Raw genomic sequence first — 26,500 nt, 5'->3', positions numbered from 1 at the left:
CGCCCCCCTTTGCCCGGCCCGGTTGCGCTGGTCTTTATGCCTACGGTAACTTCCATGTTATTTTTCGCTAGGCATTGTAATTTCTTTGCACTCTGCTATATAGAAATTGCCTAACGTCGTTTGCGACGGATATTGATTGCCACCTCCCGCGCTATGGCGCGCTGTCGGCACCACATCCCTTTCATCCTTCCTGGCTCCGCACCGGAATTCGTCCGTGCGGGTGACTTTTCGTACGCAAGGGTGTTCTGGTTGGCGAAAGAAGAGCTCATTACGATGGAGGGCGCGATCGATGAGATTCTGCCCGACGGCCGGTTTGGCGTGGTCCTCGACAATGAGCACCGTCTCATCTGCTACACAGCTGGCAAGATGCGTCGCTACCGAATCCGATCGGTCATTGGAGACCGCGTACATGTCGAACTGACGCCCTACGATCTGACCAAGGGCCGGATCGTCTTCCGCGAGCGAACCCCGGGGCAAATGCCCGCCGGTGCTCGAAAGCGCGGATACAGGCGCTGAGACATCAGTAAAGGCGGCGGGCTAGCCTGCCGGACAAAACATCAATGAATGCACTTAACATGCGCGATACGTCGCGCCCCAAACTTTCGTTGCGCTATGGCGCAAACTCCGCGCTGTGCGCCAAACGTGATCGAGCGGGCACAAGCTCGTTGCCGAGCGCCGAACTGCGGCGGATCGTCGCCGGGATGGTCGATTGATCAGCGGACCGAACATGCGGCCATGCACCAGCATCTCCGCCCAAGCAGGAGAACCTAGATGGATCTGAACCAGCAATATGCCAAGCATCAGCGAGCCCTGATGGGCGCTGTCGGTGCTGCGAACGTTGACGACCGTATCGCCAAACTTGCGCAAGCGTCCCTCATCGCCGGACGGATCAGTGAGTTTCAGCATGGTCTGGGTGCGGCTGCAGCTTGCGCATGGAGCAAGGCGCAATTTGACGGTGCGGCAATCCTGAACACAGGTTCCGAAACAGCCTTCTGTTCCCCGAGCACATTGCCATCGACAACTCGCGAAGGTCGCGAGACTCGCGTCGTAATAGCATCGCCTAGCGTTTGAATGGTTCCTCTCGCGTGCTCTGCGACCCGGCGCGCGAGTGGGCACCCAAATCTGAGCACGGCTTAGAGAGGTACACTATGAGACTGTCATTCGAATTTTACACTGCCCGCGCGCAGGAAGCCGCTCTCGAAGCCGAGGCGGCTACGCTCGACAATGTCAGGCAGCGCAGCCTCCGCGCCGAAAAGTCTTGGAGAGGACTCGCCGAGATGGCGCAGAAGGTAACGTTCGAACGAGCAAAGGCGGAGCGGCTTAAGCTCGCGCTCATGCGACCTGTAGCGAGCCTCACGTAAATGAATAGGGCCGCCCGAGGGCGGCCCTATCCTACGAGGGTATCCGGTATGATCAGAACTCGGCGGAGACCGAGAAGCTGAAACTGCGGCCCACGTCGTAGCTGTTGTTCTCGATCCGCGTGGTGCCGGTGGTCTGGTATTCGAAATGGTCGCGGCCCGTCAGGTTGCGCGCTTCGAACTTCAGTTCGAGCTCGGCTCCGGCCAGCTCGATCCCCTGGCGGGCGACGAAATCGATCGTCAGGCCCGGGTTCTCGAGGATGTCGGGACGTGACAGCGTGCTGCGGCTGACCACGCGCTTGCTGCCGTAGTTGAACAGGAAGGTGACCTGGCTGACCCGGTCGAGGTCTTCCAGTCCCAGCTGCACGTTGGCGATATGGTCCGACTGGCCGGTCAGCGCGGTGCCGTCTTCGAAGAAGTTGGTCGCCGCCTGTTCGCCGCCCAGTTCGGGCACGTTCACGAGGTCGCCCGCCTGCACGCTGATGTCCGATTTGGTATAGGTGTAGTTGGCGATCGCGACGAAGCGCTTGCTGTCCCACCATTCGCCCAGCGTGTAGAGATCCTTGTTCCACTGGACTTCTACTTCGGCGCCGTAGAGCTCGGCCTGCGGCGCATTGGCGAAGCGGCTGACCACGGTGTTGTCGTTGAAGCTCGAGAACACTTCGATCGGGTTCTCGATGTCCTTGTAGAACCCGGCGAGGCTGAACTTGCTGCCCGAACCCCAGTAATATTCGAGACGCGCTTCGTAATTGGTCAGCTCGCTGTCGACCAGGCCGGGGTTGCCGGTGAACTGGCGGTTGCTTTCAGGATCGTAATAGGTCTGCAGGATCAGCTCGCGGAATTGGGGGCGTGCGATGGTCTTCGACGCGTTGAACCGCGCCTGCAGGCTGTCGGCGATTTCCCAGGTCAGCGTGGCAGCAGGCAGCCAGTAATCGTTGCTCAGCAGCGTGGCATTGGCCGAGCCGCTGGGCAGGCCGTCGAGGCCGAGCGGGACGACTTCCTGCGTCGCGTCCTCGTAGCGCACGCCCGCGTCGAGCGCGATGCCCGCAACCGGTTCGACTCGCGCCTGGACATAGCCTGCCTTGATCTCGAGCCCCGCCGAGAAGGCCGGGTCGGCCGCGGTGGTGTCGATGATCGTGTAGGAGAACGGACCGATCCCCGCCGCGGTCTGCGCTTCGGTGTCGTAGCCGAGCGAGATCAGCGCATCGCCGAGCAGATTGTCGGGCCGGAAGGCGCCGAAGGCGATCGGGTAGTCACCCGTGGTGCGGATGTCGAACTCGCGGCGGCGCGAAAGCCGGTCGGTGTCGGTATAGGCACCGCCCAGCGTCACGCCGAGCCAGTTCGCGAGCTGGTAGCTGACATCGAGACCGCCGTAATAGAGGTCCTCGGTCAGATTCGAGAAGGCCACCGTCGTGCGGCCGCGCTGGCCGCCGTTCTGGATGTTGAGATAGACGTCGTCGAGCCCGCCGCTGGGGTTGAGATCGCGCGAATAGGTGAATTCCCATTCATTGGGGGCTTCGCGCTGGGTCTGCGCATAGCCTGCGCGCAGATCGACCGAGAGATCGCCGAATTCGAGTTCGCCGACGAACTGTGTGTCGAACAGCTGGCGTTCGTACCAGGCGGTGTTCTGGATCAGGTCGTCATCGTCGTCGGTCAGATCGGAGATCTGCGCGAGCGAGGCGCGCTTGAGCGAATCGCGGATGTAGAGATTGGTCAGGCGGAAGCGGTGTTCGCCGACCTCGAGACCGAAGCCGAGCATGACATTGGCGAGCATGCGCTGGTCGGTCTGGAACTGGTTGCCCGTCTGGTCGAGATCGAGATCGCCGTTCAGTGCCGCCTGGCGGGTGATGTAGCGATTGCGGTACTTGTTGCTGAGCGAAGCGGTGGCGATGACGCCGAACCGCCCGTCGGCGAACACGTCCACGCTCGTGCCGGCGGTGATGCCGCCCGACCAGTTGACGGGCAGCTCGTCGGTGCTCTGCAGCAGGATCAGGTTGGGATCGCCCAGCTCGGTCAGGATCGCCTGCTGGTCCACGTCCGGATCGTTGATCGACTGGCCGCTGTCGAGGAAGCTCTGCAGCACTGGGCCGGGATCGCGGCGTCCGTCGTCGAAGCCGAACCAGTCGTAATCCGAGCCGAAATAGGTGTAGCCCGTGCCGAAGGTGGTTTCGGTATCGCCCGAGACACCCGCGCTGACCTTGACGAAGCTTTCATCGGGCACGGCGCGGGTGGTGAGATTGATGACCCCGCCGCCGAATTCGCCGGGGAAGTTGGCCGAATAGGTCTTCTGGACGAGGCTGGAGGCGATGACGCTGGTCGGGAAGATGTCGAGCGGGACCACGCGGCTGAGCGGCTGGGGCGAAGGCAGCGGCAAGCCGTTGAGCAGCGCGAGCGAGTAGCGATCGCCGAGGCCGCGGACATAGACGAGGCCATTGCCGACGGTCGACAGGCCGGTCACGCGGGTCAGCGCGCCGGCTATGTCGCCTTCGCCCGTGCGCGCGATGCTGGCGCTGTCGAGCACCGAGACGACCTGCGACGAGGCGCGGGTGACGTCCTGGCGACGGCGCCCGGTGACCACGATCGCGCCGCCCGGGACCGAGATCTCGGTTTGCTCGAACGCTTCCTCCTGCGGCGTGTCGTCGATGCCCTCGGCCTCTTGCGCCATCACGGCGTCGGTCGCGGGATCTTCTTCGGCGGGTACGCCTTCGGCGCCCGTGCTCGCATCCTGGGCGAAAGCGGCGCCGGCAGGAAATGTGAGCGCGGTGGTGAGCAGGAGCAGCGCGGAAAGCTGCTTGCCGGTCGACATGGTTCGAGACCCCCTCATGTTCAGGCCTTAAAAACTGGGTGGGAGCCGCTGTCCGGCTCCAGTGCGAAAATGCGAAGAAGGCCGCGGGACGCGCATGATGTGCACGCCCCGCGGCCCGTCTGGCCGATTAGTAGACCGGCAGGCTGGTGCAGTCGGACACCGCGGCGTCGAAGGTCACCGTGGCCGAGTTGCAGGTCCAGCCCTGGATCCAGCTGTCATTGCCGGCGTAGACGGCACCGATGCTGGTCGGCAGCTGGAAGAAGGACGAAATCCCGGTCGGGTCGAACACGGCGACGCCGTCTTCGTTCGAACCGTTCACGAAGCCCATGGTCAGCGTGTTGGTGAAGTCCGCGTCATTGTTCGAACCGGCGTTGAAGCGGGTTTCGATCTGCGCGGCGGTCACGCCACCCGAGCTGTCGCGGAAGTCGACCGAGCAATCGAGCGCGAACGAGTTGAAGACGACCGGGCCGGCTTCGTCGATCGCGGCATTGGCTGCGCGGTTGAGCGTTTCGGTGTTGTCGATGCGCAGGCACGGCGTCGAGCCTTCGTTGTCGACCAGGATCGAGTTGACGATCGTGTAGTCGGCGAAGCCGCGGATGCGGATGGCCTGGTCGCCGGTGCCGCTGTTGGCGATGAAGGTCGCGTTCGAGATGCGCGTGTTCTGGCGCGGGGTGTCTTCTTCCAGACCGTTCGAGGAGTCAGCCTCGATGATCGTGTCGCCGACGCCGGGGCGCTGGATCGCGATCACGTTCTGCATGTCGACCTTGACGCCGGTGTCGGTGTCGAGGCTGTCGTCTTCCGCGCCGACGACGATCAGATTGCGCAGGTTGAACTGGCCACCGAAGAATTCGACGCCGTCATCCGAGCTGTTGTAGCTCATGATGTTGCTCAGCTGCGTGCCGGTGCCGGTGCCGCCGGTGGTCAGCGCCTGCAGTTCGCTGTCGCCCGAGAGGACGAAGCCCGAATAGCGGATCTGCACATAGCTCATGCTGCCCGAGCTGTCGTTGACGGTGGCGCCGCCGAACAGTGCGGGCTGCGCCGCGCCTTCGACCTGGCGTTCGCAGGCGGTGGTGCCCGGCGTGGCGCCCGGCGCGATGCAGTCGGTGACCGGGGCGCGGCCCGACAGGACGACGCCGCCCCACTGACCCGACGAGTTGGCGTTGTTGAGGCCGAGGACGTTATCGCGGCTGGTGAAGACGATCGGGCGGTCGGCGGTGCCGTTCGCGTCGATCGTGTTGCCGCGGTTGACGTTGAGCCAGCCCGAACCCGACGAGAACAGGATCACGCCCGGTTCGATGGTCAGTTCGACATCCGTATCGGCGCCGGTATCGGCTGCACCGCCATCGGTGCCGACGTCGACGCGGCCGTTGATGCGGTAGAGAAGGCCTTCGACATAGGGGAGGGTCGAGGAAGCGGTGAAGCGCGCGGGCAGGGTGCAGACGCGATATTCGCCGGTCGGGCCGGTGATGGTGTTGTCGTCGGTCAGGCCGACAGGGTCCGAAATGGTCGGGCAGCCGGCCGCCGGCGTCACCAGCGTCGACGTCGGGGTCGGCGTCGGGGTCGGCGTGGCAGTGGCGGGCGGATTGTTGATGATGACGTCACCGCCGGTGCCCGGCGAGACGATTTCGTCGGCACCGCAGCTGGCGAGAGCCAGTGCGGAGCAGCCGAGGACGAGCGAACGATGGAAATTGGTCACGGGTAACGGTCCCCTCAAAAACCGGATGAATCGAAATGCGAATTCGTGATCGCGACTCGTCCGCTAGGGATGGTTCGTGACAGTTTTTGTCGGTTCGTGACCGTTATGTTGCAAAAGCCACCTATCTTCCGCCGACGCGTATGCGATGCGGCAGAAAGATGATGGGTCGCCCCGAGATTGCAGTTTTATGACATCGTTACAGTTTGGTTGCAGCTCTCGCTCGCGGGTTTCATAAAGGCTCCCACAACAGGAAAGGGAGAGCTGTCATGGCGATCATCACTAGCGTTGCTTTGGCCCTTCTGGCGCAGGGTACTGCCACCACCACCCAGGTCCCGGACACCGCGTTCGATGTCGGCTACGAAGAACTGGTCGCCAACGAGAACGTCGCGGCGCGCAAGGCGATCGAGAATTGCGACGAACTGGCCGCGAACGACCCCGCGCGGCTGATCAACCACGGCATCGCACTGGCGCGGACCGGCAATTACGACGCCGCCCGCGCGGAATTCGAAGCCGCTGCCGGTGCGCGCAACAGCATCGAGCTTGAAACGGCCGATGGCGAATGGGTCGATTCCCGTCGCCTCGCGCGCAAGGCGCTGGCCATGCTGGATAGGGGTGAATTCGCGCGCTATTACGCACTATCGCTCCGCTGATTCTTCGCAGCAGTTGAGCCACCGAGCCCGCTTCCCCTTGAGGAAGCGGGCTTTTTTGTGCGCACTCGCCATGGCTTCGTCGCACATTGGAGTTTTTGTCACCCGCCTGTCATGTAGTATGCCCAAGGGGGCCGGACGGAGGGTGCAATGATTCTCGCACGCTTGGCGCTGGTTATGGGATTGTCCTGCACGGCGCTGACCGCTTTCGATGCGAAGGCGGATGTCATGGAGATTGATGCCGACGGAGCGCGCTGGGTTGCCGGCGGAGGCACCGCGCAAGCGGCTGCGCCCGTGGAAACGCTGGCGGTCGAGCCGCTTGCCGAAGTCCCTTCCGAAATCTTCGTCCCCGATATCGCCGTTGCCGATCCCGCCACGCATGCGCTGCTGGTGCCCGATGGCTACAAGGCAAAGGTGGCCGAACTCTCCGCGCGTTTCGATCTCAGTCCGACGCTGATCGAGGCGCTGGTGTGGCAGGAAAGCCGCTGGCGCGAAAATGCGGTCTCGCCCGTGGGGGCGCGGGGGCTGGCGCAATTGATGCCGGGCACCGCCCGCGACCTTGGCGTCGATCCCGACGATCCCTTCGCCAATCTCGAAGGCGGCGCGCGTTACCTGCGCGAACAGCTCGACCGGTTCGATGGCGATCTCGAGAAGGCGCTCGCCGCCTACAATGCCGGCCCCGGCCGCGTGATCCGCGCGGGCGGCATTCCGCGCATTCGCGAAACCCAGCTTTACGTGGCCGCCATCATGGGCCGCCTGTCCGATCATTCACGGGAGTAATCAATTGAGTCGCAAGTTCACCCTGCCGGCAGTACTGGCCGCCCTCCTGACCCCCAGCGCCGCCTTCGCGCAGGCCGCCGATCCCGCCGGTTCGGGCCCGATCGTCGCCGCGCTCGGCTGGCTGCAGGGCACCTTGCTGGGCAATGTCGCCACCGCAGTCGCGGTGATGGCAGTGGCCGCGGTCGGCTTCATGATGCTGACCGGCCGGCTCAACTGGCGCTTCGGCGCGACCGTGATCATCGGCGTCTTTATCCTGTTCGGCGCGGCTTCGATCGTGGCCGGTATCCAGGGCGTGGCCGGCTGAGATGACCGCGCTGGTCCGCCATCCCGTCCACCGCGCGCTGACGCGTCCGCAGATGTTCGCGGGGGTGACATATAACTATTTCATCATCAACGGGATGGTGACCACCGAGGCCTTCCTCATCACCGGGAGCTGGCTGGCGCTGGTGGTTTTCGCTGTGATGCACGCGATCGGCTATTTCGCCTGCCTGCGCGAACCGCGCATCTTCGACTTGTGGATCACCAAGGTCAGCAAGTGTCCGCGGGTAAAGAACTACCAGCGCTGGGGGTGCAATTCCTATGCCGCGTAACGACAAATGGATGGGCGCTGCCGCCTGGGGTGCGAAGGAAGCACGGGCGGGCGACCGCCTGCCGTATTTGCGCCTGATCGACGAAAGCACGCTGCTGCTGCGCGACGGTTCGGTAATGACTGCGATCCAGGTTCCCGGCCTGTTGTTCGAAACCGAGGACAGCGAAGCGCTCAATGCGCATGCGGCGACCCGCGAGGTGGTGCTGCGCTCGACGCTCGATGCGCGCTTCGTGCTGTATCATCACGTCATCCGGCGGCGCGTCTCGGTCGATCTCGAAGCCGAATTTCCCGATCCGATCAGTCGCCACATCGATGCGCGCTGGCGCGAGCGGCTCGGTTCGGGGCAACTGTTCGTCAACGACCAGTTCATCACGCTGATCCGCCGCCCCGCGCGGGGCAAGGCCGGGCTGGTCGAGCGAATGGGCAAGAAGTTCAGGCGCAAGGGTGGCGAGCGGCTTGAACCCGATCCCAAGGACTTGCGGAGCCTGCGTGCCGCCTCGCAGGGGCTGGTCGCTGCGCTGCAGGCCTATGGCGCGACCCCGCTGGGCGACTACGTCGGCCCGCAGGGCAACACCAATTCGGAAATGCTCGAACTGCTGAGCGCGCTCTACAATGGCGAAATGCGCCCGGTGCGCAAGCCCGCCGACGATGTCGATATCGGCCATATGTTGCCCTATCGCCGCGTCAGCTTCGGTCTCGACGCGATCGAGATGCGCGGCTCGGGCTCGCCCGATTTCGCCGCCGTGCTGGGCATGAAGGACTATCCCGAGGCAACCAGCCCAGGCTTGCTCGACAGTCTGCTGCGGCTGCCCTTCGAAATGGTGGTGAGCGAAAGCTACGCCCCGACCGAGCGGCAGACCGCGCGCGAACGGATGGACCTCGCGATCCGCCGCCTCAAGAGCGCCGACGAGGAAGCCGCCGCCGAGCGCGCCGACATGATGGCCGCGCGCGATGCGCTGGGCAATGGCGCGGTCGGTTTCGGCGATCATCACCTCACCGTGATGGTCAAGGAACGCCATCTCGGCCGCCTCGACGACGCGATGGCTGCCTGCGCCGCCGCGCTGGCCGATACCGGTGCGATCGCGGTGCGCGAGGACACCAATCTCGAACCCGCTTTCTGGGGGCAGTTCCCCGGCAACGAAGCCTATCTGGTGCGCCGCGCACTGATTTCGAGCGCGAACATGGCGAGCTTCGGATCGCTGCACGGCTTTGCGCTGGGGCAGGCGCAGGGCAATCACTGGGGCGAGGCGGTGACGCTGCTGGAAACCACCAGCGCGACCCCGTTCTTCTTCAATTTCCACCACGGCGACCTCGGTAATTTCTCGGTCATCGGGCCAAGCGGTTCGGGCAAGACCGTGGTGATGAACTTCCTTGCCGCGCAGGCACAGAAATTCAGCCCGCGCACGATCCTGTTCGACAAGGATCGCGGAGCCGAACTCTTCGTGCGCGGTATCGGCGGGCGCTACGACAGCATCCGCTCGGGCGAACCGACCGGGTTCAATCCGCTCGCACTGCCCGATACGCCCGGCAACAAGGCCTTCCTGCGCGACTGGCTGGGGGTGTTATTGAAGGCCGAAGGGCCGGAAGAAGAGCAGACCATCGCGGGCGCGGTGGATGCGGCCTATGCCAACGATGCCAGCCTGCGCCGCCTGCGCCACTTCAAGGAACTGCTGTCCGGCAGCCGCCGCCCTCAGCCGGGCGATCTGGCCGACCGCCTCGGCGCTTGGATTGGTGAGGGCGAGAACGCCTGGATGTTCGACAATGCGGAAGACAAGCTCGACCTGTCGGCCCGCGTCCTCGGCTTCGACATGACCGCGCTGCTCGAGAATCCCAAGCTGCGCACCCCAACCATGATGTATCTCTTCCACCGGATCGAGGAGCGACTGGACGGCAAGCCGACCATGATCCTGATCGACGAGGGCTGGAAAGCGCTCGACGACGAGATCTTCGCAGCGCGCATCCGCGACTGGCTCAAGACGCTCAGGAAGCGCAACGCACTGGTCGGTTTTGCCACGCAAAGCGCGCGCGATGCACTGGAGAGCCGCATTTCGACCGCATTGGTCGAGCAGACTGCGACCATGGTGTTCATGCCCAACAGCCGCGCGCGGCCGGAAGACTATTGCGACGGCTTCGGCCTGACCGAGCACGAGCTTGCGCTGATCCGCACGCTGCCGGCGCACAGCCGCTGTTTCCTCGTGCGCCAGCCCGATGCCAGCGTCGTCGTGCGGCTCGACCTGTCGGGTGCGCCCGAAGTGCTCACGCTGTTGTCGGGGCGCGAAAGCTCGGTCCGACGGCTCGACCTGCTCCGCGAAGCGCTGGGCGATGCCCCGAGCGAATGGTTCCCCGCGCTTACCGGCACCAAGTGGCCGGGCGGTGCGAATGACGAAGGCGACACCGGGGTCGAAGCCCTCGGGCTGGCCGCCGAATGAGCGTGAACTGCCAGCAGGCCACCGAGCAGGTCGGCAATGGTGTCGCCGCCGCACTGCGCGGGGTCGATTGCATTGCGGGTGAAGCCAGTGCCGCCGCCTTCGGTCGGCTGTTCGCTCCCGGGGGATCGCTCGGCACTGTGCTGACGCTGGTGCTCACGCTGTTCATCGCGCTGTTCGCTTTCGCGCTGCTTACCGGCCGCACCAATATCGGCGTGCGCAGTCTCGTCCCGCGGATGATGACGCTCGGCCTGGTGTTGACCTTCGCCACCAGCTGGATCGCCTATCAGAGCGTGGTGTGGAACCTCGCGGTTGCCACTCCCGATTATCTCGCCGGCGTGCTCACCGGCACGCAGGGATCCGCGACCGATGTGTTCGCACAGAAGATCGACGTGGTCTTCCTGGCGATCCAGGAAGCGAGCGCCGGCGCGCAGGATATTTCGACCTTCTCGCCCGAAGGCATGATGTGGTTCGGCGCAATGCTGTTCATGCTCGGCACCGTCGGGCTGTTGGTGACGACCAAGATCGCGCTCGGCGTGCTCGTCGCGCTGGGGCCGCTGTTCGTGGTCATGGCGCTGTTCAACGGCACGCGCGGCCTGTTCACCGGCTGGGTCAAGGGACTGACGCTGTGCGCGCTGGCCCCGCTGTTCGCGGTGCTGGGCGGCAGCGTGATGCTCGAACTCGCAGTTCCGATCCTCGGCGCGCTGACCGCTACTCCGGGGCAGGTCGATGCGCAGGCGGGCATGGCATTCTTTATGATCGGCGCGGTCCATGTCGCGCTGATGGTGCTGGTGTTCAAGGTGGCCGGGGCGATGGTCGCGGGCTGGAGCGTGTTCGGGCTGGTGCCCGAGCGGGAAGACAAATCTGCGCCTGCGCAAGCTCCGCAGCAGGCTGCGCCAGCCGCTGCGCTTGCGCAGGCGCAGGCCGCCAGCAAAGCCAGTTCGCAGGCCCGCCGGATCGACGTTTCGGCAGTTCCGACCGCCTATGCCGCCAATGACAGCGGCAGCTCGGGTGGCAGCGGTTCGCGTACCGTGAAGGTCTATGCGACTTCTTCTGCAACCAATTCGACAACCCCCGCAAGTTCGGCTCGCGCGCGTGGCTCCGGCATCGGAAGCCGGTTCAAATCCGCCGCGCCCAAGGCCCTCGACCGTTCCATGGAGAAACACGCATGATCCGCGCGCTCATCCCCGCGCTCGCCCTCGCTTTGCTGGCCAGCCCCGCCGTGGCGCAAGATCCGCGCCTCGTCGAAGTGATGTATGACGAGACCAAGGTGGTCCGCATCGACGGGCGCGTCGCGGTGCAGGCGAGTATCATGTTCGGCGATGACGAGGTGATCGAGAACGTCGCGATCGGCGACAGCGCGACATGGCAGGTCACTCCCAACAAGCGCGCCAACATCCTTTTTGTCAAACCGCTCGAGCCGCGCGCCTCGACCAATCTCACGGTCGTCACCAGCAAACGCACCTACCTGTTCGATCTTGTCGCCAGCCCCGGTGCCAAGCCGCTTTACCTGATGCGCTTCGCCTATCCCGACGAGCCGGAGGATGAAGCGGTGCAGATGGCCGCAGCCCCCAATGCGGTTGAGCGGCAGGCGGCACGCGATCCCTATGCAGTCGTCGATCCGGCGAATCTCAATTTCGCGTGGAATGCCTCGGGCGATCCCGAGCTCCTGCCCGAGAACACCTATGACGACGGCACCGCCACGTTCCTCACCTGGCCCAGCGGGAAGGACGTGCCCGCGATCCTCGTGACCAATAATGAAGGCACCGAGGGACCGGTCAATTTCACTGTCCGCGGCGACACGATCGTGGTCGATGGCGTGCCCCGTAGCATCGTGCTGCGGTCGGGCGAAGACAGTGCCACGCTGATTAACACCGGGCCCGAACGGCCTGCAGTCGGCGCGAGCGGCGGCCCCGCTCTTGCTGCGAAAGGGAAGTAACCGATGCGCCTTGCCATGCGACTGCCAGAGAAGAAGCCCGGCGACAGCGGGGTCGCGAACGATATCGATCCGCGCGAGGACAGCGATGCCGAGGTGATTGACCTCGCGCAGCGCAACGCCTTCCCGGCGGTGGCGCGCCCCGCAGGCAAGTCCGACGCGCTGGGCATGGTGGCGGGGATCGCCATCGTCGCTGGGCTTGGTCTGGTGACGCTGTGGAGCATGAACTCGACGCGCGTCGCTCAACCCGAAGGCATCGGCGGACAGCAGGCTCCGGTAGCGGCCGCGCCGGCTGTGGCGCCTGAAGCGGTGACGCCGCCGACGCCCGCTGCCGCGGCGCCCGCGCAGGTCGCCCGGCCCGATCCCGCACCGCAGCCGGTGCTCGCCGCACAGCCGCAGCCCGGCCTTGCCGCCAATCCCTATGCCAATCCCACCGTGGTCTATGATGCGGGCACATCGCCCGCCACTCTGGCGGTCGCCGAACCGGGCGCTGCGGGCGAAGCGGCCGGTGGTTCGACGGGCAATGCCGCCAGCGATTTCGCCAGCCGTATCGGCGGTGTGGGCGGGGCGCCCGCGCAGGCCCGGGCGATGGTCAATCCGGCGACTACGGTGACACAGGGCACGCTGATTCCGGCGATCCTCGAAACCGCGATCGACACCAACGTTCCCGGCTACGTCCGCGCGGTGGTGAGCCAGGACGTGCGCAGCTTCGACGGGACCAAGGTGCTGGTGCCGCGTTCGAGCCGGCTTATCGGCCAGTACCAGTCGGGCCTGCAGAACGGGCAGAAGCGCGCCTATGTCATCTGGACGCGGCTCATCCGCCCCGATGGCGCCTCGGTCAACCTCGCCTCGCCCGCGATCGGCTTCGACGGAACCACGGGGCTTGCCGGCGAGGTGTCGGGCAACAGCTTCTTCAAGCGCTTCGGCTCGGCCATGCTGCTGTCGGTCGTGGGCGGCGTCGGCTCGCTCGCGACGGGCGGTGCAGCGGGCGTGCTGATCGGCGGCGCGAGTTCTTCGGCGGCTGCCACAGCCGCGCAGCAGGATGGCCAGCGCGGCCCCACCGTCCGCGTGCGCCAGGGCGAACCGATCCGCATTTTCACCGCGCGCGATCTCGACTTTTCCTCGGTCAGCTGAGCGAACTGCCGACATGAGCGCCGATATCCATCCCTTCCATCCGGACGACCATCCGGAAGAGGACGCGCCACCAGTCGACCTGCACGGCGAGCGCAGCGTTTATCTCGATGCCTATCTCGCGCCGTTCCGCGAATGGCTCGAATGCGACACGGTGACCGAGATCCTCGTCAACCGCCCCGGCGAGGTCTGGGTCGAGGATGCGGCGCGCGGCGGCATGCACAAGGTCTTGCGCCCAGACATCGACGACCGGCTGATCCAGCGGCTGGCGGAACAGGTCGCACGGGTGAGCCACCAAGGGATCAACCGCGAACACCCGCTGCTCGGCGCGACGCTGCCGGGCGGCGCGCGTGTGCAGTTCTGCGGCCCGCCCGCGGCGCGCAAGCACTGGGCGATGGCGATCCGCCGCCATCGCCGGCTCGACCTGCCGCTCGACGCCTATGACACCGGCCCTTTGACACCGCATCAGCACGACGCGCTGCCCGATCCGCAGGCACAGCCGATCGCCTTTCTGCGCGAAGCGATCCGTCAGCGGCGCACGATTCTCGTCTCGGGCGGCACCAGCACCGGCAAAACCACATTCCTCAACGCCATGCTCGGAGAGATACCGGGGCACGAACGCGTCGTGCTGGTGGAAGACACGCCCGAACTGAAGCTGCCCGGCGAAAACGGTGTGGGTCTGGTCGCGGTGAAGGGCGAACTGGGCGAGGCCAAGGTTACCGCCAACGAATTGCTGCAGGCCGCGCTGCGGCTACGCCCCGACCGTATCGTGCTCGGGGAATTGCGCGGCGCCGAGAGCGTCAGCTTCCTGCGCGCGATCAACACCGGCCATCCGGGCAGTTTCTCGACCGTCCACGCGAACTCGCTGCGCGGCGCGCTGGAGCAGCTTTCGCTGATGGTCATGCAGACGGGAATCGGCCTCACGCGCAGCGATACGATCGCCTATGCGGCCAGCGTAATCGACGTGATGGTACAACTCGGGCGCGACGAAAACGGTAAACGCGGCATTGCCCAGATCGCCGAAAGCCACACGTTGGTCTGACAGCGCCAATTCACGTCGCCTGAAAAAATTTCAGCTTTCCGTAGCGTAATCTCGGATGTGCTTCTGCGGTGCGCGGACAACACTCGCCAAAATTCCTCCGTGTTTTGCGCAACATTGATGCGCAGGCGCTTGCGTGCATACGAATGTGTGTTAGCAATACACCATAGGCCGCAAAGACGGCCACATGGAGAGGAGAGGGTTAATGAGGGTAAGGGCTACCTTGCTCGCGGGTATCTGCGCGAGTGCAATTGCGTTTCCGGCTCAGGCACAGGACACGGAAGAAGATTTCGCCGATTTCGACGATCCGCGGCTGAACAGCAATGTCATCATCGTCACCGCGCAGCGTCAGAACCAGTCGCTGCAGGAAGTGCCGATCGCGGTCAGCGCGTTCGACAGCGCGGCGCTCGAAGCGCAGCAGATCGAGAATGCCAGCGACCTGCAACTGACCCTGCCCAACGTCTCCTTTACCAAGTCGAACTTCACCAGTGCGAGCTTCACCATTCGCGGCATCGGCGACCTGTGCGTCGGCGTGACTTGCGATAGCGCGACTGCCATCCATACCAATGGCTCGCCCCTGTTCGGGACCCGCCTGTTCGAGACCGAATATTTCGACCTCGAACGCGTCGAAGTTTTGCGTGGTCCGCAAGGTACGCTGTTCGGCCGAAACGCTACCTCGGGTGTGGTCAATGTCGTGACCGCCAAACCTGAACTCGGCACTTTTGCCGCTTCGGGCGAGTTCGAATATGGCAATTACAACAGCATCAAGGCCAAGGGCATGGTCAACGTGCCGCTGGGGGACACGCTGGCCTTCCGCGCGGCCGGGTTCTATCTCAACCGGGACGGCTACACGACCAATCTCTACGATAACAGCGACATCGACGGGCGCGACATGTATGCGGTGCGCGGCTCGCTTCGTTTCGAGCCGACCGCGACGACGACGCTCGATCTCATGGCGTTCTACTTCCGCGAGAATGACGACCGCCTGCGGATACAGAAGCAGCTGTGCCAGCGCGATCCCACCGGTGTGCTCGGCTGTCTGAACAATCGTCGCGACTTTGACAGCACCAATGCCAATTCGACCTTGGCAACCGTTCTGACGTCGCAGGAACTGTTTCGCATCCAGGGCATCCCCGATGCTTTGGCGCTGGGGAGCGTCTACGGACCCGACGGCTACGCCAATTTCGACGAGCCCGACGACGTTCGCACGGTGAATACGGCTTTCACCCCCGAATATTTCGCCGACGAATTGCAGCTTCAGGCTCATCTCGACCAGGCCGTCGGCGCCATGAATCTCTCGCTCACCGGGATCTATCAGGAAACAACGGTCGATTCGCGACAGGACTACAACCTCGGCGTGCTCGATCGGACGGGTTACGCCACCGGGCTCAACACGCTGGCGTTCTTTGCAGCCAACGGGCTGCCCACCGGACTGGCTCCGCCAGCGCCCGCATTCGTCCCCGGTTCAAGTGCCTATTTCGCCCCCATCGCGGCTGCGCTGATCCCCAACGGCCCCGGCGGGCAGCTGTGCACGTCCGATAACGACGATGGCAATCTGGGTGCTTTCGAAGGCAATTCCCTGTGTGCCGACGTGCCGCTCGCTTTCGACCGCTCGGTTCAATACCAAACGTCGTGGTCGGGCGAGGCCATCCTGAGCAGCGATTTCGACGGACCGTTCAACTTCCTGCTCGGCGGCATCTATGCCGAAACCGATGTCAGCGAGAACAGCTACTATGTGAACGGCTTCGGGCTGGACTATGCCACGGCGATCCTTGGCACATTTGCGGCCTTCGCCAACACCGATGGTGCTGGCAATCCGGCGCCGCTGCCGCCGTCGTACCTTGCGACCTCGATGTATCGCAACAACACGACCGACTTCAAACTGAAGAGCTTCGGGATTTTCGGTGAGGTCTATTTCGACATCACCGATCGTCTGACCTTCACCGGCGGTCTGCGCTACAATGATGACAGCAAGAGTGTCTCGGCACGGACGACGCTGGCGAATTTCCTCAACCCGTTCGGCAATGGTGATCCGTTTACCTCGCCCTTCGTGGGCGGGTTCGATGCCGATGCCGGGGTGCCCGGAAACCAGTTGCTGCAAGAGCGCGAGGTCAGCTTCGACGCCATCACCGGCCGCGCCGTGCTCGATTACGAGTTCTCGCCCGACAGCAACATCTATTTCTCCTACTCGCGGGGCTACAAATCGGGCGGGATCAACCCACCGCTGTCACCTGTCTTCGCGGTCTCGGAGAGCTTCGGTTCGGAACAGATCGATGCATTCGAGATCGGTTCGAAGAATACCTTCCTCAACGGTGCCGCGCAGGTAAATCTCACCGGCTTCTACTACAAGTACAAGGATCTGCAGCTCAGCCGCATCGTGGCGCGGACTTCGGTCAACGACACGATCGACGCCAATATCTGGGGCCTCGAACTCGAGACGATCCTGCGCCCGAGCTACAACTGGCTCATCAATATGAACCTCAGCTATCTCAATGCGAAGGTTTCGGGTGACCAGTTCTTCAGCAATCCGCGCGACCCGGGCGGCGGCGATCCCGATGCGGTGATCATCAAGGATCTGTCGAACGGCTCGCTGTGCGCGGTGACGGGAGCAGGCGCGAATGCCTTCGTCGGCGCGGTGAATGGTGGACTGGGGCTCCAGGGTCCGACCGCCTTCCCCAGCGATGGCGGAATCGCCTCGACCGGGACATTCAGCATCTGCAGCGTGCTCGATGCGCAGACCGCCAACCCGGCCTTCGCAGCGCTTGGCCCGATCAGTGTGCTGAGCCCGGGGGTCGAAGTGAACCTGAAGGGCAACCGCCTGCCACAGGCGCCCGAGTACAAGGCCTCGATCGGTGTCCAGTACACTGCCGAATTCGACAATGGGATGTCGCTCGTTCCTCGCTTCGACCTCGCCTATACCGGCGAACAGTTCGGCAATGTGTTCAACGGCAACGTCAATCGGATCGAACCCTTCGTCCAGGCGAATGCCTCGATCCAGTTCAACGGTGCGGACGACCGCTGGTTCGTGCGCGGCTTCGTGCAGAACATCTTCGACAGCAATTCGGTAACGGGGCTCTACGTCACCGATGCCAGCTCGGGCAATTTCACCAACATCTTCACGCTCGACCCGCGGCGCTATGGCATCGCGGTGGGAGCGAAGTTCTAAAGATACCCCAGCGAATAGGGGAGAGGGGGAAGGGGCGGCCTGCGGGTCGCCCCTTTTTCGATGCGCATCTCTTCGTGCGCGTCAGCCACGCGTGCGCGCGAAGGGCGAGAAATCGGTTTCGGTATCGTAGAGGTCGACTTGCTCTGCGCGTTTGAGAGCCCCCACCGCGGCATAGGTTACAGGCGTCAGCAGGGCCTCCCACGCGGTCTTGATCGCCCATTGCGAGAGCACCACCTGCCACAGCAACTCGACCGGCCAGCCTGCCAGCCCCCAGAAGGCGAGCGGGTAGAAGATCAGACTGTCGAGCCCCTGGCCGACGACGGTCGATCCGATCGTACGCATCCACAGATGGCGGCCCGCGGTCCAGATCTTCATCTTGGCGAGCACGTAGCTGTTGGCAAATTCACCCGCCCAGAAGGCCACCATGGAAGCCAGGACGATACGCCAGCTGTTGCCGAAGACGAACTCGTAGGCATCCTGGCCCGGCCAACCAGCCGCGGGGGGCAACTGGACCACGACCCAGGCCATGAAAGCCATGAACAGGAGTGCGGCGAAACCGGTCCAGATCACGCGGCGCGCGCGGGCATAGCCATAGACCTCGGTCAATATGTCGCCGATGATGTAGCTGACGGGGAAGAACAGCACACCCGCGCCGAACGACCATTGGCCGATCAGCGGCAGTGTCACGTAGCTCGGCTTGGACGCGCCGATCAGGTTGGACAGCAGCAGGATGGTGACGAAGGCCGCCATTACGAGATCGTAATAGCGGAAGCGCTGCGGCGCGGTGCGGGCGGGCTGGGCGGTGTTTTCCATCGCAAACAGGGTTAGTGGCGATTGGCCCCGCGCGAAACCCGCGTTATGGCACCCCCACAGCGCGCCCGTAGTTCAACTGGATAGAGCACGAGCCTTCTAAGCTTGGAGTTGCAGGTTCGAGTCCTGCCGGGCGCGCCAATCCGTCAATTCTCCGGTGGATCGACTCGGAGTGGAATGGCGTCTTCCTGATGCGGAAGGTTTCCGCCTAGCGCTCGAACCAGGTTTGCAGCTCGTCGATGGCCGCGGCCAATGCGCCGTCATCGGTATTCAGCTTCAGCTCGCGTTCGGTCTTGCGGGCGAGGTCGCCGAGTTCGGCATCGCCGAAATGCGCGGCGATCCCGGCCATGACGTGGAGCTGATCGCGCAGATGCCCGCTTTGTTCGGTGCCGGGAACCTGGCTGGTGTCGATCTCCGCGAGCTGGTCGCGCAGTCGAGCCTTGCGCTGCTCGTACATCTGCCGCGCTTCATCCTCCTCGCTGGGCACCGTGCGCGATGCAACGGGCGCGGCGGGCGCCTTCTTAACCAGCCAGCGTTCGAGGCAGGGACCCAGACGCTCGATCGCGATTGGTTTCGCCAGATGGTCCTGCATACCCGCCTCGAGGCATTGCTCGATATCGTCGGCATAGGCGTTGGCGGTGATTGCGATGATCGGCAGCTCGTTCGCGGTGAAGCCGTCGGCCCTTAGCGTGCGCGTGGCTTCGAGCCCGTCCATTTCCGGCATCTGCATGTCCATCAGGATAGCGTCGAACATCTCGCCGCGCGCACGCGCTGCACGAACCTGCTCGACCGCCTGCCGACCGTCCTCGGCGATGTCGGCAGTCATTCCAAGCCGCGAAAGCATGGCCACTGCCAGCTTGCGATTGATGTCGGCATCCTCGGCGAGCAGCACATGCCGACCGACCAGGCTGGTGCGGAAGGAGGCGGCATCACTCGGCAATGCCTTGGCGGGGGCCTGCGCGCCGCACCGCACGAGCGGAAGGGTAAGCGTGAACACCGAGCCCTTGCCGATCTCGCTACTGGCCGAGAGTTCGCCGTCCATCAGTTCGGCAAGCTGGCGCGCGATCGCGAGGCCGAGGCCCGTACCCGATCCCACCGTTCCCGGAGGGGCGTTGGTTTCAAGCTGCGTGAACTCTTCGAAAATGTAGTTCAGCTTGTCAGGCGCGATGCCGGGTCCGGTATCGATCACGCGGATCACGATTTTGCCGTTCTCTTCGCGCGCCCGGATCCGCACCGAACCTTCTTCGGTGAACTTGATCGCATTGCCGATGAGATTGAGGATGATCTGGCGCACGCGCAATTTGTCGCCCACGCCCTCGGGCAGGTCGTCCGCGATTTCCATGTCGAGCGCGATACCCTTGGCCTTGGCGTTGGGTTCGAACAGACGGACGCTGCTGCGGACCAGATGGCCGTAGTCGACCGCTTCGCGCGACAGCTGCATACGGCCGGCCTCGATCTTCGACAAATCGAGCAGCTCGTTGAGCAGCCGCAGCATCGCCTTGCCCGAATCCGAGATCATCCGGGCATATTCGTGATGTTCGTCGGCCAGCTCGCTCTCGAGCAGCAGGTCGGCGAAACCGATCACCCCGTTCATCGGCGTGCGGATTTCATGGCTCATATTGGCGAGGAAATGGGCCTTGGCTTGCGAGGCGCGTTCGGCCTCGTCGCGCGACTGGCGCAGTTGCTCCTGCGCCACCACGGTTTCGGTGATGTCCTTGAAGACACCGAAAACCGTGATCACTTCGCCGGTCGGCGAGGTCTCGGCATGGCCCACGCTGGCGACGTGGCGCAATTCGCCATCGGGGCGGACGATGCGTGCCTGGAAGCTGAAATCCTCGCCTTCCTCGAAGGCTTTGCCGACCATTTCGCTGACCCGCTCGCGGTCCTCTTCGTAATAGAACTCGAGGCCGTCGGCGACGGTAGGTGTGAAATCGCTGTCGACCCCGTGAATACGATAGACCTGATCCGACCAGATCAGCGTGTCCTCCTGAACATCGACGCGCCAGTGCCCGACATTGGCGACTTGCTCCGCCATCTGCAGCAGGCGGTTGTTTTCGCGAATGCGCGCATTGCGTTCGGTATCGAGCAGCTTTTCGCGTCGCCGCCCGCCAATGTCGCGCACCACGCCGACATAGTCGCGAAGCTCACCATCCTCGTTCCAGCGCGTGGCAAAATGGGCTTCGAGCCAGACGTAGTGGCCATCCGCATGGCGATGGCGATAGGTCGTGAGCGCGACCGAGACCTCGCCCTTGAACAGCCGCTCGCTGGCTTCCATCGTAGTGGCGCGGTCGTCGGGGTGGATCCCGTTGATGGGCGATTGCCCGATCATTTCTTCGGGTGGATAGCCGAGCAACCACTCGCAGGCTGGGCTGATGTAGCGGCGCACGCGATCGGGTCCGATGACCACCACCATGTCCGGCACGGTGCGCGCCAATTCAGCAAAGTACGCACCATTTGCAACGTCGTCCGTGCTGCCGACCGTGGGCGTTCCGAGTGTCTCGGACGACGTCCCATGGCCTGGTTGGCTGCGTGAACGGTACGCCACGAGGGCTCCGAGCACCGCCAAGCCGGCGACGAAACCGAGCACAACCGACAGGACATCAATACTCATCATCAAGGGGCTCAATTCATCGGCTTGGCACAACTGTCTGTCCGATATGCAAGAAAGACACCGCAGGTACAATCCCGGGTAACCCCGGTTCTCGGTTCCATAAAGAAGTTGAATGTGGCATTTCGGCGAGAATGCTGGGGTTTTCAATTCCTTTCAACCGCTTCTTTTTCTTCGATAAGGAATGCGCTGGCGGAATGAATGCATGCGTACAGGGACCGATATGAAGAAGCAGAAATTCTTATCCGCCATCGCGGCAGGCGCCATTCTGGCCTCTTCCGGGGCCGCGCAAGCCCCCGTACCGAGCGTTCCCGCGCCGGCTGAGGCCGATGCGGCTGCGGTCTCGTTCGCTCCTGTCACGCGGGTCATCACGCTCGATGAACTCGGCTTCGACAACGGCTTCGAAATCGAAGGTCTCTCGGGCGGCCGTACATTGTACTTCCCCGTACCTGCCGGAGTGGGCGTCGACGACCTGCGCCTCACGCTGCCCTATCGTGCGGATTCGTCGTTCGGGAGCCGGCGTTCGATCGCGATAGAGATTGGCGGCCGGACGCAATACACTGCCGCCTTGCCCGAGGGCCTATCGGAAGGCGTAATCGACATTCCGGTCGATCCCGCGCTGGCGCAGGACGGATTTCTGGCAACCCGTATCGTGTATTCGGGAGCAATCACCGAGGACCGCTGCGTCGATCAGCGCCTGTCGGGAGCCTATCTCGCATTCGCTGGCGAAGGTGGACTGCGCGCGCGATTGCAAGGGCCAAGTCTCGGCCGCGTTTCCACCGTCGCTTCGGTCATGCCCGCAGCGCTTGATCTATCGCTGCCCTCGCAAGCGAGCGAGGCACAGTTGGCAGCTGCGCTGACGCTGATGCTTGGCGGTTCCGATTCGCGTCTGGGCGGGGCCCGCGCCGACGATGCGGCGACGCAGGACGGCTGGCGGATTGGCCGGATCGGTTTCGCGGATGCGTCGGCGCCCGCCTTGTCCGTGGAAAACGAGGGCGGGGCACCGTCGATCCGGATCGGCGGCGAGGACCCGGTCGCCAGCGCGCGCCTGTTCCGCAGTCGCTGGAACAGCATAGCTGCATCGTCCAGTCTCGCGACGGCGCGCCGTGGTTCGGCCGATGGCGAACGCGTGACGCTGACCATTGCGGATCTCGGCGCGGATAGCTCGGCCCAGAGCATTGCGGATCGCGGGCAGTGGAACGTCGCCATCCCGGCGACTGCAATCCCCGCAGGGAAGCGCATCACCGGCCTGACACTCGATGTTGCGGTGGCAGAAGATGGTGGCGAAGCGCGCCCCGTCATCGCGGTCCTGTTCAACGGCGTACTGCTTGCCAGTGCCGAAGCCGAAGAGGATGGGCGCACCCAGATCGTGGTCGACCTGCCCGAAGGTCTCGCCAATACGCTCAACAATCTCGAAGTCAGCGTGATGAGGCAGGCCGCGGGTGGCGACTGCAAATATGTCCCGCAGGGCTATCCCGCGCAATTGCTGCCTTCGAGCCGCATCGAACTGGGTGAGGCAGGGTCTCCGCAGGATTTTTCCGATCTTCCGAGCGTCCTCAATGGCGGTTTCACCGTGGTGATGCCCGACGCCGCCAGCCTTGCCCCGGTGGCGGCATTGCTGAACCCGCTGGCCAGCGGCGAAGGGCCTGTGGGCGTGTCCTTCGATGGCATGCCCGCCAATGGCGCAGTGGTCTACGTAGGCGCCGATGCGCCGGCGGGCAGCGAACCCAAGGTCCAATTCACCCAGGGAGCGATCGAAATCAGCGGCGAGAACGGTGAAACGATCCTCGATCGCGACGCGATCGATGCGCTGACCACCGTCCAGTTGCTCGAACAGAATGGTCGCTCGGTGCTGTGGATCCGTCCCGGGAGCGACTTTGCCACGCTCGGATCGAGCGCGAGCCCGCCGGCGCTGGGCTATGGCAATGTCGCCTTTCTTGCCGGGGACCAGGTCGACTTCGCGTTTCATGACGAGCGCGAGCGATTGATCGATATCCGCTACCCCGAAGAGAACACGATTTCGAAGTTTCTCCAGCGTTACAGGCTCTGGCTGATCGGTCTGGGCTGGCTTCTCGTGACGCTCGGCTTCGTATACCTGTTGCGCCGCGTGATCGCTTCGAACAAATCCAAGGACTGACCGTGGGGCGGTTCCTTTCGATCGATAGCTGGACCGGCGATTTCCTCGCCGAGCGTGGCCTCGTCACGCCGCAGCAATTGAACGAGGCGAGCGAACTGGCGGTGCGCTGGGGCGCCAACCTCGCCGACGTCATGCTGACGAAGAACTGGATCGCGGAGGATGAATACTACACCGCATTGGCCGAGCGGTTCAGCGTCGAACTGGTCGATCTGCAACGCGATCCGCTGGACCGCGATCTGCTCGAGGAAGCCGATGTCGCGACTTACATGCGCGAACTGGCCGTTCCATGGCGCGCAGAGAACGGCGCCACCACCATTGTCACTGCACGCCCCGGACCCGAGCTTATCCTTTATGCCCGCCGCAAATGGGGCGAGGGGGTCAAGATCCGCATCGCGCCCAAGAAGGATATCCAGCGAGCGGTGCAGGAGGTGTTCTCCGAGCGCTATCTCGATGCGGCGGTATTCGATCTCGCCAATTACGATCCGGTGATGTCCGCGCAGACGGTGTTCACGCCGGTCCAGTTAGTGGTCGCATGGGCGCTGGTAACGGCCACGGCGATCGGGCTGGCAGTCGAGCCGATTGCCACGCTGATCGTCATCAACCTCGTGATGACCGTTTTCTATCTCGGCAATTTCCTCTTCAAGAGCGTGCTGATCTGGTATGGCGGGAAGAACCAGCATGCCAGCGAACGGCGGCTCGACACCGCGGTCAGCCTGCTGCGCAACGAGGACTTGCCGATCTACACCGTGCTGGTGCCGATGTTCCGCGAGCCGGACGTGCTGCCGATCCTTGCCAATGCGCTGCGCGAACTGGATTATCCCACCAGCCGGCTCGACATCAAGATCGTCCTCGAGGAGGGCGATCAGCTGACCATCGATGCCGCGACCGCGCTGGGGCTGGAGGACATTTTCGAAATCATCCTCGTTCCGCCCTCGCAACCGCAGACCAAGCCCAAGGCCTGCAATTATGCGCTGCAGTTTGCGCGGGGCGAGTATCTCGTGATCTACGACGCCGAGGACAAGCCCGAACCCGATCAGCTCAAGAAGGTGGTGGTCACCTTCGATCGTGCGCCCGACAATGTCGCTTGCGTGCAATGCCGGCTGAACTATTTCAATCGCGACGAGAACTGGCTCACGCGCCTGTTCACGCTCGACTATTCGCTGTGGTTCGATCTCATGTTGCCCGGGCTCGAAAAGCTCAAGGTGCCGATCCCGCTGGGCGGGACGTCGAACCACTTCAAGATGGACGTGCTGCGCGAATTGCGTGCCTGGGACCCCTTCAACGTCACCGAAGATGCCGATCTTGGTATCCGGCTGACGCAGAAGGGCTACGAAGTCCGGCTTGCCGCCTCGACCACCTATGAGGAAGCGAATGTGTCGCAGAGCAACTGGATCCGGCAGCGCTCGCGCTGGATCAAGGGCTACATGCAGACCTTCCTCGTGCATACGCGCCGCCCGATCCACCTGATGAAAACCATCGGCCCGCTCGGCGTGCTTGGGTTCATCTTCTTCATCGGTGGCACCATGCTGTCGGGACTGCTGAACCCGCTGTTCTGGCTGATCTTCATCTTCTGGCTGCTGACCGAATCCGGGGTGTTCGATCCGCTGTTCCCGCCAGTTCTGCTGTACCTGTCGCTGTTCAACCTGCTGGCGGGGAACGGACTGTTCATGTTCATCATGATGCTGGCGCCGTTCCGCCGAAACTGGCTGTCGCTGGCACCCTATAGTCTGACGGTGTTCTGGTACTGGGTGCTGATGTCGGTCGCTGCATGGAAGGGCGCGTGGCAGCTCATCACCAAACCGTTCTACTGGGAAAAGACCGAGCACGGCCTGTCCAAGCATACCGCCTCGGAAGTCAGCAAGGCGCAGGCAGGGCAGTTGGCGGGATGACCTGGCGCGCTTTCGCCCCCTACCTGTTCCCGCTGGTGCTCGCCGCGATGATCGTCGCGCTGGCGGTGCTGCTGTGGACGCGCGGTTATGTCTCGGCCAGCAATCTCGACCTGCAGGGACGGACTTTGCTGACGCTTGGCGGCATGATCCGCTTCGAAAACGTCGTTACCGCTTTTCCGCCACTGCCATATATTTCCGCGATCGGGCTGGGCTACGTCTTCCCGCTGTCCGATACAATCGATCTGGCAGTCGCCAGCGCGGTACTGGCGGGACTGCTGGTGGTAGCATGGTTCGGTGCCTTTCGCGCCAACGGCCTGTCGCTGCTCGAGGCCGGCGCCGCATGCGCGGCGCTTGCACTCAACCCGGTCTTCCTGCGCGCTGCCACCGAAGGTATCGGCTTTATGATGATCCACTGGGGGCTGTGGCTGACCGCATTGGGCACTTTCAGCCTGCGCCGCGGCGAGCGGGTCAACGATCTCATGCTGGTGTCGGTGGGCCTGTCGCTAATGGCGTTCGCGCATCCCTTCGGCATGCTGCTGGTCTTCGCCAGCCTGCCGTTCCTCGCGCTCGTCATGCCCGCGGACCGGCTGCGCAATGCACCGATACCGATGTATCTGATGCTGCTGTTCCCGATGATCTTCTGCCTGCTGTCCTTCATGTATGTGAACTGGGTATTCGTGGGCGATGGAACCGCTTTCATCCACACGATCAGCCGCGAGGGCGCGGGGTTGGGGGCCGACACGGCGCCCGGCGGCAACGGGTCCGACGTGCGCAACCTGCTGCTTTCCGCGGTCAGCCTGTTTGCGGTCAGTCCGGTGCTGTTCGCCTTTTTCGTGGCCGCGCGGGGCATGGGGCCGCTGCGTTATGCTGTGCTGGCGGTGTCCGCCACCCTGCTGGCGGGGATGTTCCTGTCGCAGACCTTCGGTTTCTTCCCGTCGGTTTCGCTTGCGGCGAGCCTGGGCGTGACCGCGGCGGCGGCCTGCGTCGCACGCTGGCCGATCAGTCGTCTCAACCGGGTCGAGCTCAATCTGCTGTCAGCCGGCCTGATCGGCGGGGCCGTTTTGCTGTTCGTCGACAATGCGCATGAAACCGAACGCTGGCGCGCGGCGATGCTCAGCCGGTCAGTGGCAGAAAGCGATCCCGAACTGACCGGCCTTGCCCGGGCATTGACCGGGCGCGAGAGAATCCTGTTCGACGCGGAAGCCGCCCCTGCAGTGATCGCGCTGCGCAACGATGCAACGGGCGTCTGGAGCAGCGGAACGCAACAGTTCCGCCTGGCATCGCTGCGCAACCGTACCGATGCGGATGTGCTCGTGGTACGCAATCGCGCGTCGGGACTAGGGAGCGACCGGATTGGCCGAATTTTCCCGACGCTCTATGACAGCGGGGCGAGCGGGTATCGCTTGGCCTATGACGGAGCGCGTTGGCGGGTGTACGAATTGAGCAACGAGGTCCAGCCATGAGTCAGAACCGGCGATCCAA

At 63.8% G+C, this 26,500-nt stretch carries 19 protein-coding genes and 1 tRNA gene; 15 read left to right on the top strand and 5 right to left on the bottom strand.

The annotated features are described in order from the left end of the window. The first annotated feature begins 249 nt into the window (after positions 1-249). On the top strand, positions 250-516 hold the full coding sequence (gene infA / locus FHS69_RS13380) for a translation initiation factor IF-1 (protein ID WP_166778144.1): 267 nt from the start codon (positions 250-252) through the stop codon (positions 514-516). Positions 517-570: 54 nt separating this feature from the next. Here the strand turns inward: infA and FHS69_RS13375 are convergent, their stop codons facing one another. The 3 genes from FHS69_RS13375 to FHS69_RS13365 all read right to left on the bottom strand — a co-directional run bounded on the left by FHS69_RS13375 (position 571) and on the right by FHS69_RS13365 (position 5,860). Then, on the bottom strand, positions 571-906 hold the full coding sequence (locus FHS69_RS13375; protein WP_166778092.1) for a hypothetical protein: 336 nt from the start codon (positions 904-906) through the stop codon (positions 571-573). Positions 907-1,413: 507 nt separating this feature from the next. Then, the gene (locus tag FHS69_RS13370; protein ID WP_166778091.1) at positions 1,414-4,164 is read right to left on the bottom strand and encodes a TonB-dependent receptor domain-containing protein; all 2,751 of its coding nucleotides are present in this window, start codon (positions 4,162-4,164) and stop codon (positions 1,414-1,416) included. A gap of 127 nt (positions 4,165-4,291) precedes the next feature. Next, positions 4,292-5,860, bottom strand: coding sequence for a hypothetical protein (locus FHS69_RS13365; protein WP_166778090.1), 1,569 nt, complete (start codon positions 5,858-5,860; stop codon positions 4,292-4,294). 266 nt (positions 5,861-6,126) lie between these two features. Here FHS69_RS13365 and FHS69_RS13360 point away from each other — a divergent pair, with 266 nt between their 5' ends. From FHS69_RS13360 to FHS69_RS13315, 10 genes are all read left to right on the top strand, one after another. Next, a complete protein-coding gene (locus tag FHS69_RS13360; RefSeq protein ID WP_166778089.1) occupies positions 6,127-6,510 on the top strand; it encodes a hypothetical protein in 384 nt (127 codons plus the stop codon). A gap of 147 nt (positions 6,511-6,657) precedes the next feature. Beyond that, on the top strand, positions 6,658-7,287 hold the full coding sequence (locus tag FHS69_RS13355) for a lytic transglycosylase domain-containing protein (RefSeq protein WP_425128231.1): 630 nt from the start codon (positions 6,658-6,660) through the stop codon (positions 7,285-7,287). Between the two features lie 4 nt (positions 7,288-7,291). Further along, on the top strand, positions 7,292-7,591 hold the full coding sequence (locus tag FHS69_RS13350) for a TrbC/VirB2 family protein (RefSeq protein WP_094062641.1): 300 nt from the start codon (positions 7,292-7,294) through the stop codon (positions 7,589-7,591). 1 nt (position 7,592) lies between these two features. Further along, on the top strand, positions 7,593-7,877 hold the full coding sequence (locus FHS69_RS13345) for a VirB3 family type IV secretion system protein (protein ID WP_166778088.1): 285 nt from the start codon (positions 7,593-7,595) through the stop codon (positions 7,875-7,877). Further along, entirely contained in the window at positions 7,867-10,305 is a 2,439-nt protein-coding gene (locus tag FHS69_RS13340) for a VirB4 family type IV secretion/conjugal transfer ATPase (RefSeq protein WP_094062642.1), read from the top strand. Before FHS69_RS13345 ends, FHS69_RS13340 begins: the two co-directional genes overlap by 11 nt. Further along, positions 10,302-11,474: a TrbL/VirB6 family protein gene (locus FHS69_RS13335; RefSeq protein ID WP_166778087.1), complete on the top strand. Its 1,173-nt coding sequence runs from the start codon at positions 10,302-10,304 to the stop codon at positions 11,472-11,474. Before FHS69_RS13340 ends, FHS69_RS13335 begins: the two co-directional genes overlap by 4 nt. Next, positions 11,471-12,241: a TrbG/VirB9 family P-type conjugative transfer protein gene (locus FHS69_RS13330; RefSeq protein WP_166778086.1), complete on the top strand. Its 771-nt coding sequence runs from the start codon at positions 11,471-11,473 to the stop codon at positions 12,239-12,241. Before FHS69_RS13335 ends, FHS69_RS13330 begins: the two co-directional genes overlap by 4 nt. A gap of 15 nt (positions 12,242-12,256) precedes the next feature. Further along, a complete protein-coding gene (locus tag FHS69_RS13325) occupies positions 12,257-13,372 on the top strand; it encodes a TrbI/VirB10 family protein (RefSeq protein WP_166778085.1) in 1,116 nt (371 codons plus the stop codon). 13 nt (positions 13,373-13,385) lie between these two features. After that, positions 13,386-14,411, top strand: coding sequence for a P-type DNA transfer ATPase VirB11 (virB11, locus tag FHS69_RS13320; protein WP_166778084.1), 1,026 nt, complete (start codon positions 13,386-13,388; stop codon positions 14,409-14,411). Positions 14,412-14,613: 202 nt separating this feature from the next. After that, positions 14,614-17,574, top strand: coding sequence for a TonB-dependent receptor (locus FHS69_RS13315; RefSeq protein WP_166778083.1), 2,961 nt, complete (start codon positions 14,614-14,616; stop codon positions 17,572-17,574). Positions 17,575-17,655: 81 nt separating this feature from the next. Here the strand turns inward: FHS69_RS13315 and FHS69_RS13310 are convergent, their stop codons facing one another. After that, positions 17,656-18,387, bottom strand: coding sequence for a queuosine precursor transporter (locus FHS69_RS13310; RefSeq protein ID WP_166778082.1), 732 nt, complete (start codon positions 18,385-18,387; stop codon positions 17,656-17,658). Between the two features lie 61 nt (positions 18,388-18,448). Between FHS69_RS13310 and FHS69_RS13305 the strand changes: the two genes are divergently transcribed. After that, a tRNA-Arg gene (locus FHS69_RS13305) sits at positions 18,449-18,525 on the top strand. A gap of 67 nt (positions 18,526-18,592) precedes the next feature. On the opposite strand, the gene FHS69_RS13300 is transcribed toward FHS69_RS13305, so the two are convergent. Continuing rightward, positions 18,593-20,998, bottom strand: coding sequence for a PAS domain-containing protein (locus FHS69_RS13300; RefSeq protein WP_166778081.1), 2,406 nt, complete (start codon positions 20,996-20,998; stop codon positions 18,593-18,595). 199 nt (positions 20,999-21,197) lie between these two features. On the opposite strand from FHS69_RS13300, the gene FHS69_RS13295 reads away from it, so the two are divergent. From FHS69_RS13295 to FHS69_RS13285, 3 genes are read left to right on the top strand one after another with little or no spacing between them, the layout of a single operon-like run. Beyond that, positions 21,198-23,129 carry a cellulose biosynthesis cyclic di-GMP-binding regulatory protein BcsB gene (locus tag FHS69_RS13295; RefSeq protein WP_166778080.1) on the top strand — a complete coding sequence of 644 codons (1,932 nt, stop codon included), beginning with the start codon at positions 21,198-21,200 and terminating at the stop codon, positions 23,127-23,129. 2 nt (positions 23,130-23,131) lie between these two features. Further along, entirely contained in the window at positions 23,132-25,018 is a 1,887-nt protein-coding gene (locus FHS69_RS13290) for a glycosyltransferase family 2 protein (protein WP_166778079.1), read from the top strand. Next, positions 25,015-26,481 (top strand): hypothetical protein, encoded by a 1,467-nt coding sequence (locus tag FHS69_RS13285; protein ID WP_166778078.1) that lies wholly within the window; start codon positions 25,015-25,017, stop codon positions 26,479-26,481. Before FHS69_RS13290 ends, FHS69_RS13285 begins: the two co-directional genes overlap by 4 nt. Positions 26,482-26,500: the final 19 nt, after the last annotated feature.

It is taken from the genome of Qipengyuania flava, assembly GCF_011762005.1.
In the GTDB taxonomy this organism is placed as follows: domain Bacteria; phylum Pseudomonadota; class Alphaproteobacteria; order Sphingomonadales; family Sphingomonadaceae; genus Qipengyuania; species Qipengyuania flava.
This window is presented reverse-complemented; position numbering and strand designations above follow the sequence as displayed.

What these genes read in the sequence shown, in the direction of transcription:
- FHS69_RS13335 (WP_166778087.1), top strand. Translation starts at nt 10,302, where the DNA reads ATGAGCGTGAACTGCCAGCAGGCCACCGAGCAGGTCGGCAATGGTGTC.
- FHS69_RS13310 (WP_166778082.1), bottom strand. Translation starts at nt 18,387, where the DNA reads ATGGAAAACACCGCCCAGCCCGCCCGCACCGCGCCGCAGCGCTTCCGC.
- FHS69_RS13325 (WP_166778085.1), top strand. Translation starts at nt 12,257, where the DNA reads ATGCGACTGCCAGAGAAGAAGCCCGGCGACAGCGGGGTCGCGAACGAT.
- FHS69_RS13360 (WP_166778089.1), top strand. Translation starts at nt 6,127, where the DNA reads ATGGCGATCATCACTAGCGTTGCTTTGGCCCTTCTGGCGCAGGGTACT.
- FHS69_RS13315 (WP_166778083.1), top strand. Translation starts at nt 14,614, where the DNA reads ATGAGGGTAAGGGCTACCTTGCTCGCGGGTATCTGCGCGAGTGCAATT.
- FHS69_RS13370 (WP_166778091.1), bottom strand. Translation starts at nt 4,164, where the DNA reads ATGTCGACCGGCAAGCAGCTTTCCGCGCTGCTCCTGCTCACCACCGCG.
- FHS69_RS13285 (WP_166778078.1), top strand. Translation starts at nt 25,015, where the DNA reads ATGACCTGGCGCGCTTTCGCCCCCTACCTGTTCCCGCTGGTGCTCGCC.
- virB11 (WP_166778084.1), top strand. Translation starts at nt 13,386, where the DNA reads ATGAGCGCCGATATCCATCCCTTCCATCCGGACGACCATCCGGAAGAG.
- FHS69_RS13330 (WP_166778086.1), top strand. Translation starts at nt 11,471, where the DNA reads ATGATCCGCGCGCTCATCCCCGCGCTCGCCCTCGCTTTGCTGGCCAGC.
- FHS69_RS13295 (WP_166778080.1), top strand. Translation starts at nt 21,198, where the DNA reads ATGCGTACAGGGACCGATATGAAGAAGCAGAAATTCTTATCCGCCATC.
- FHS69_RS13375 (WP_166778092.1), bottom strand. Translation starts at nt 906, where the DNA reads ATGCTGAAACTCACTGATCCGTCCGGCGATGAGGGACGCTTGCGCAAG.
- FHS69_RS13355 (WP_425128231.1), top strand. Translation starts at nt 6,658, where the DNA reads ATGATTCTCGCACGCTTGGCGCTGGTTATGGGATTGTCCTGCACGGCG.
- FHS69_RS13340 (WP_094062642.1), top strand. Translation starts at nt 7,867, where the DNA reads ATGCCGCGTAACGACAAATGGATGGGCGCTGCCGCCTGGGGTGCGAAG.
- FHS69_RS13300 (WP_166778081.1), bottom strand. Translation starts at nt 20,998, where the DNA reads ATGATGAGTATTGATGTCCTGTCGGTTGTGCTCGGTTTCGTCGCCGGC.
- FHS69_RS13345 (WP_166778088.1), top strand. Translation starts at nt 7,593, where the DNA reads ATGACCGCGCTGGTCCGCCATCCCGTCCACCGCGCGCTGACGCGTCCG.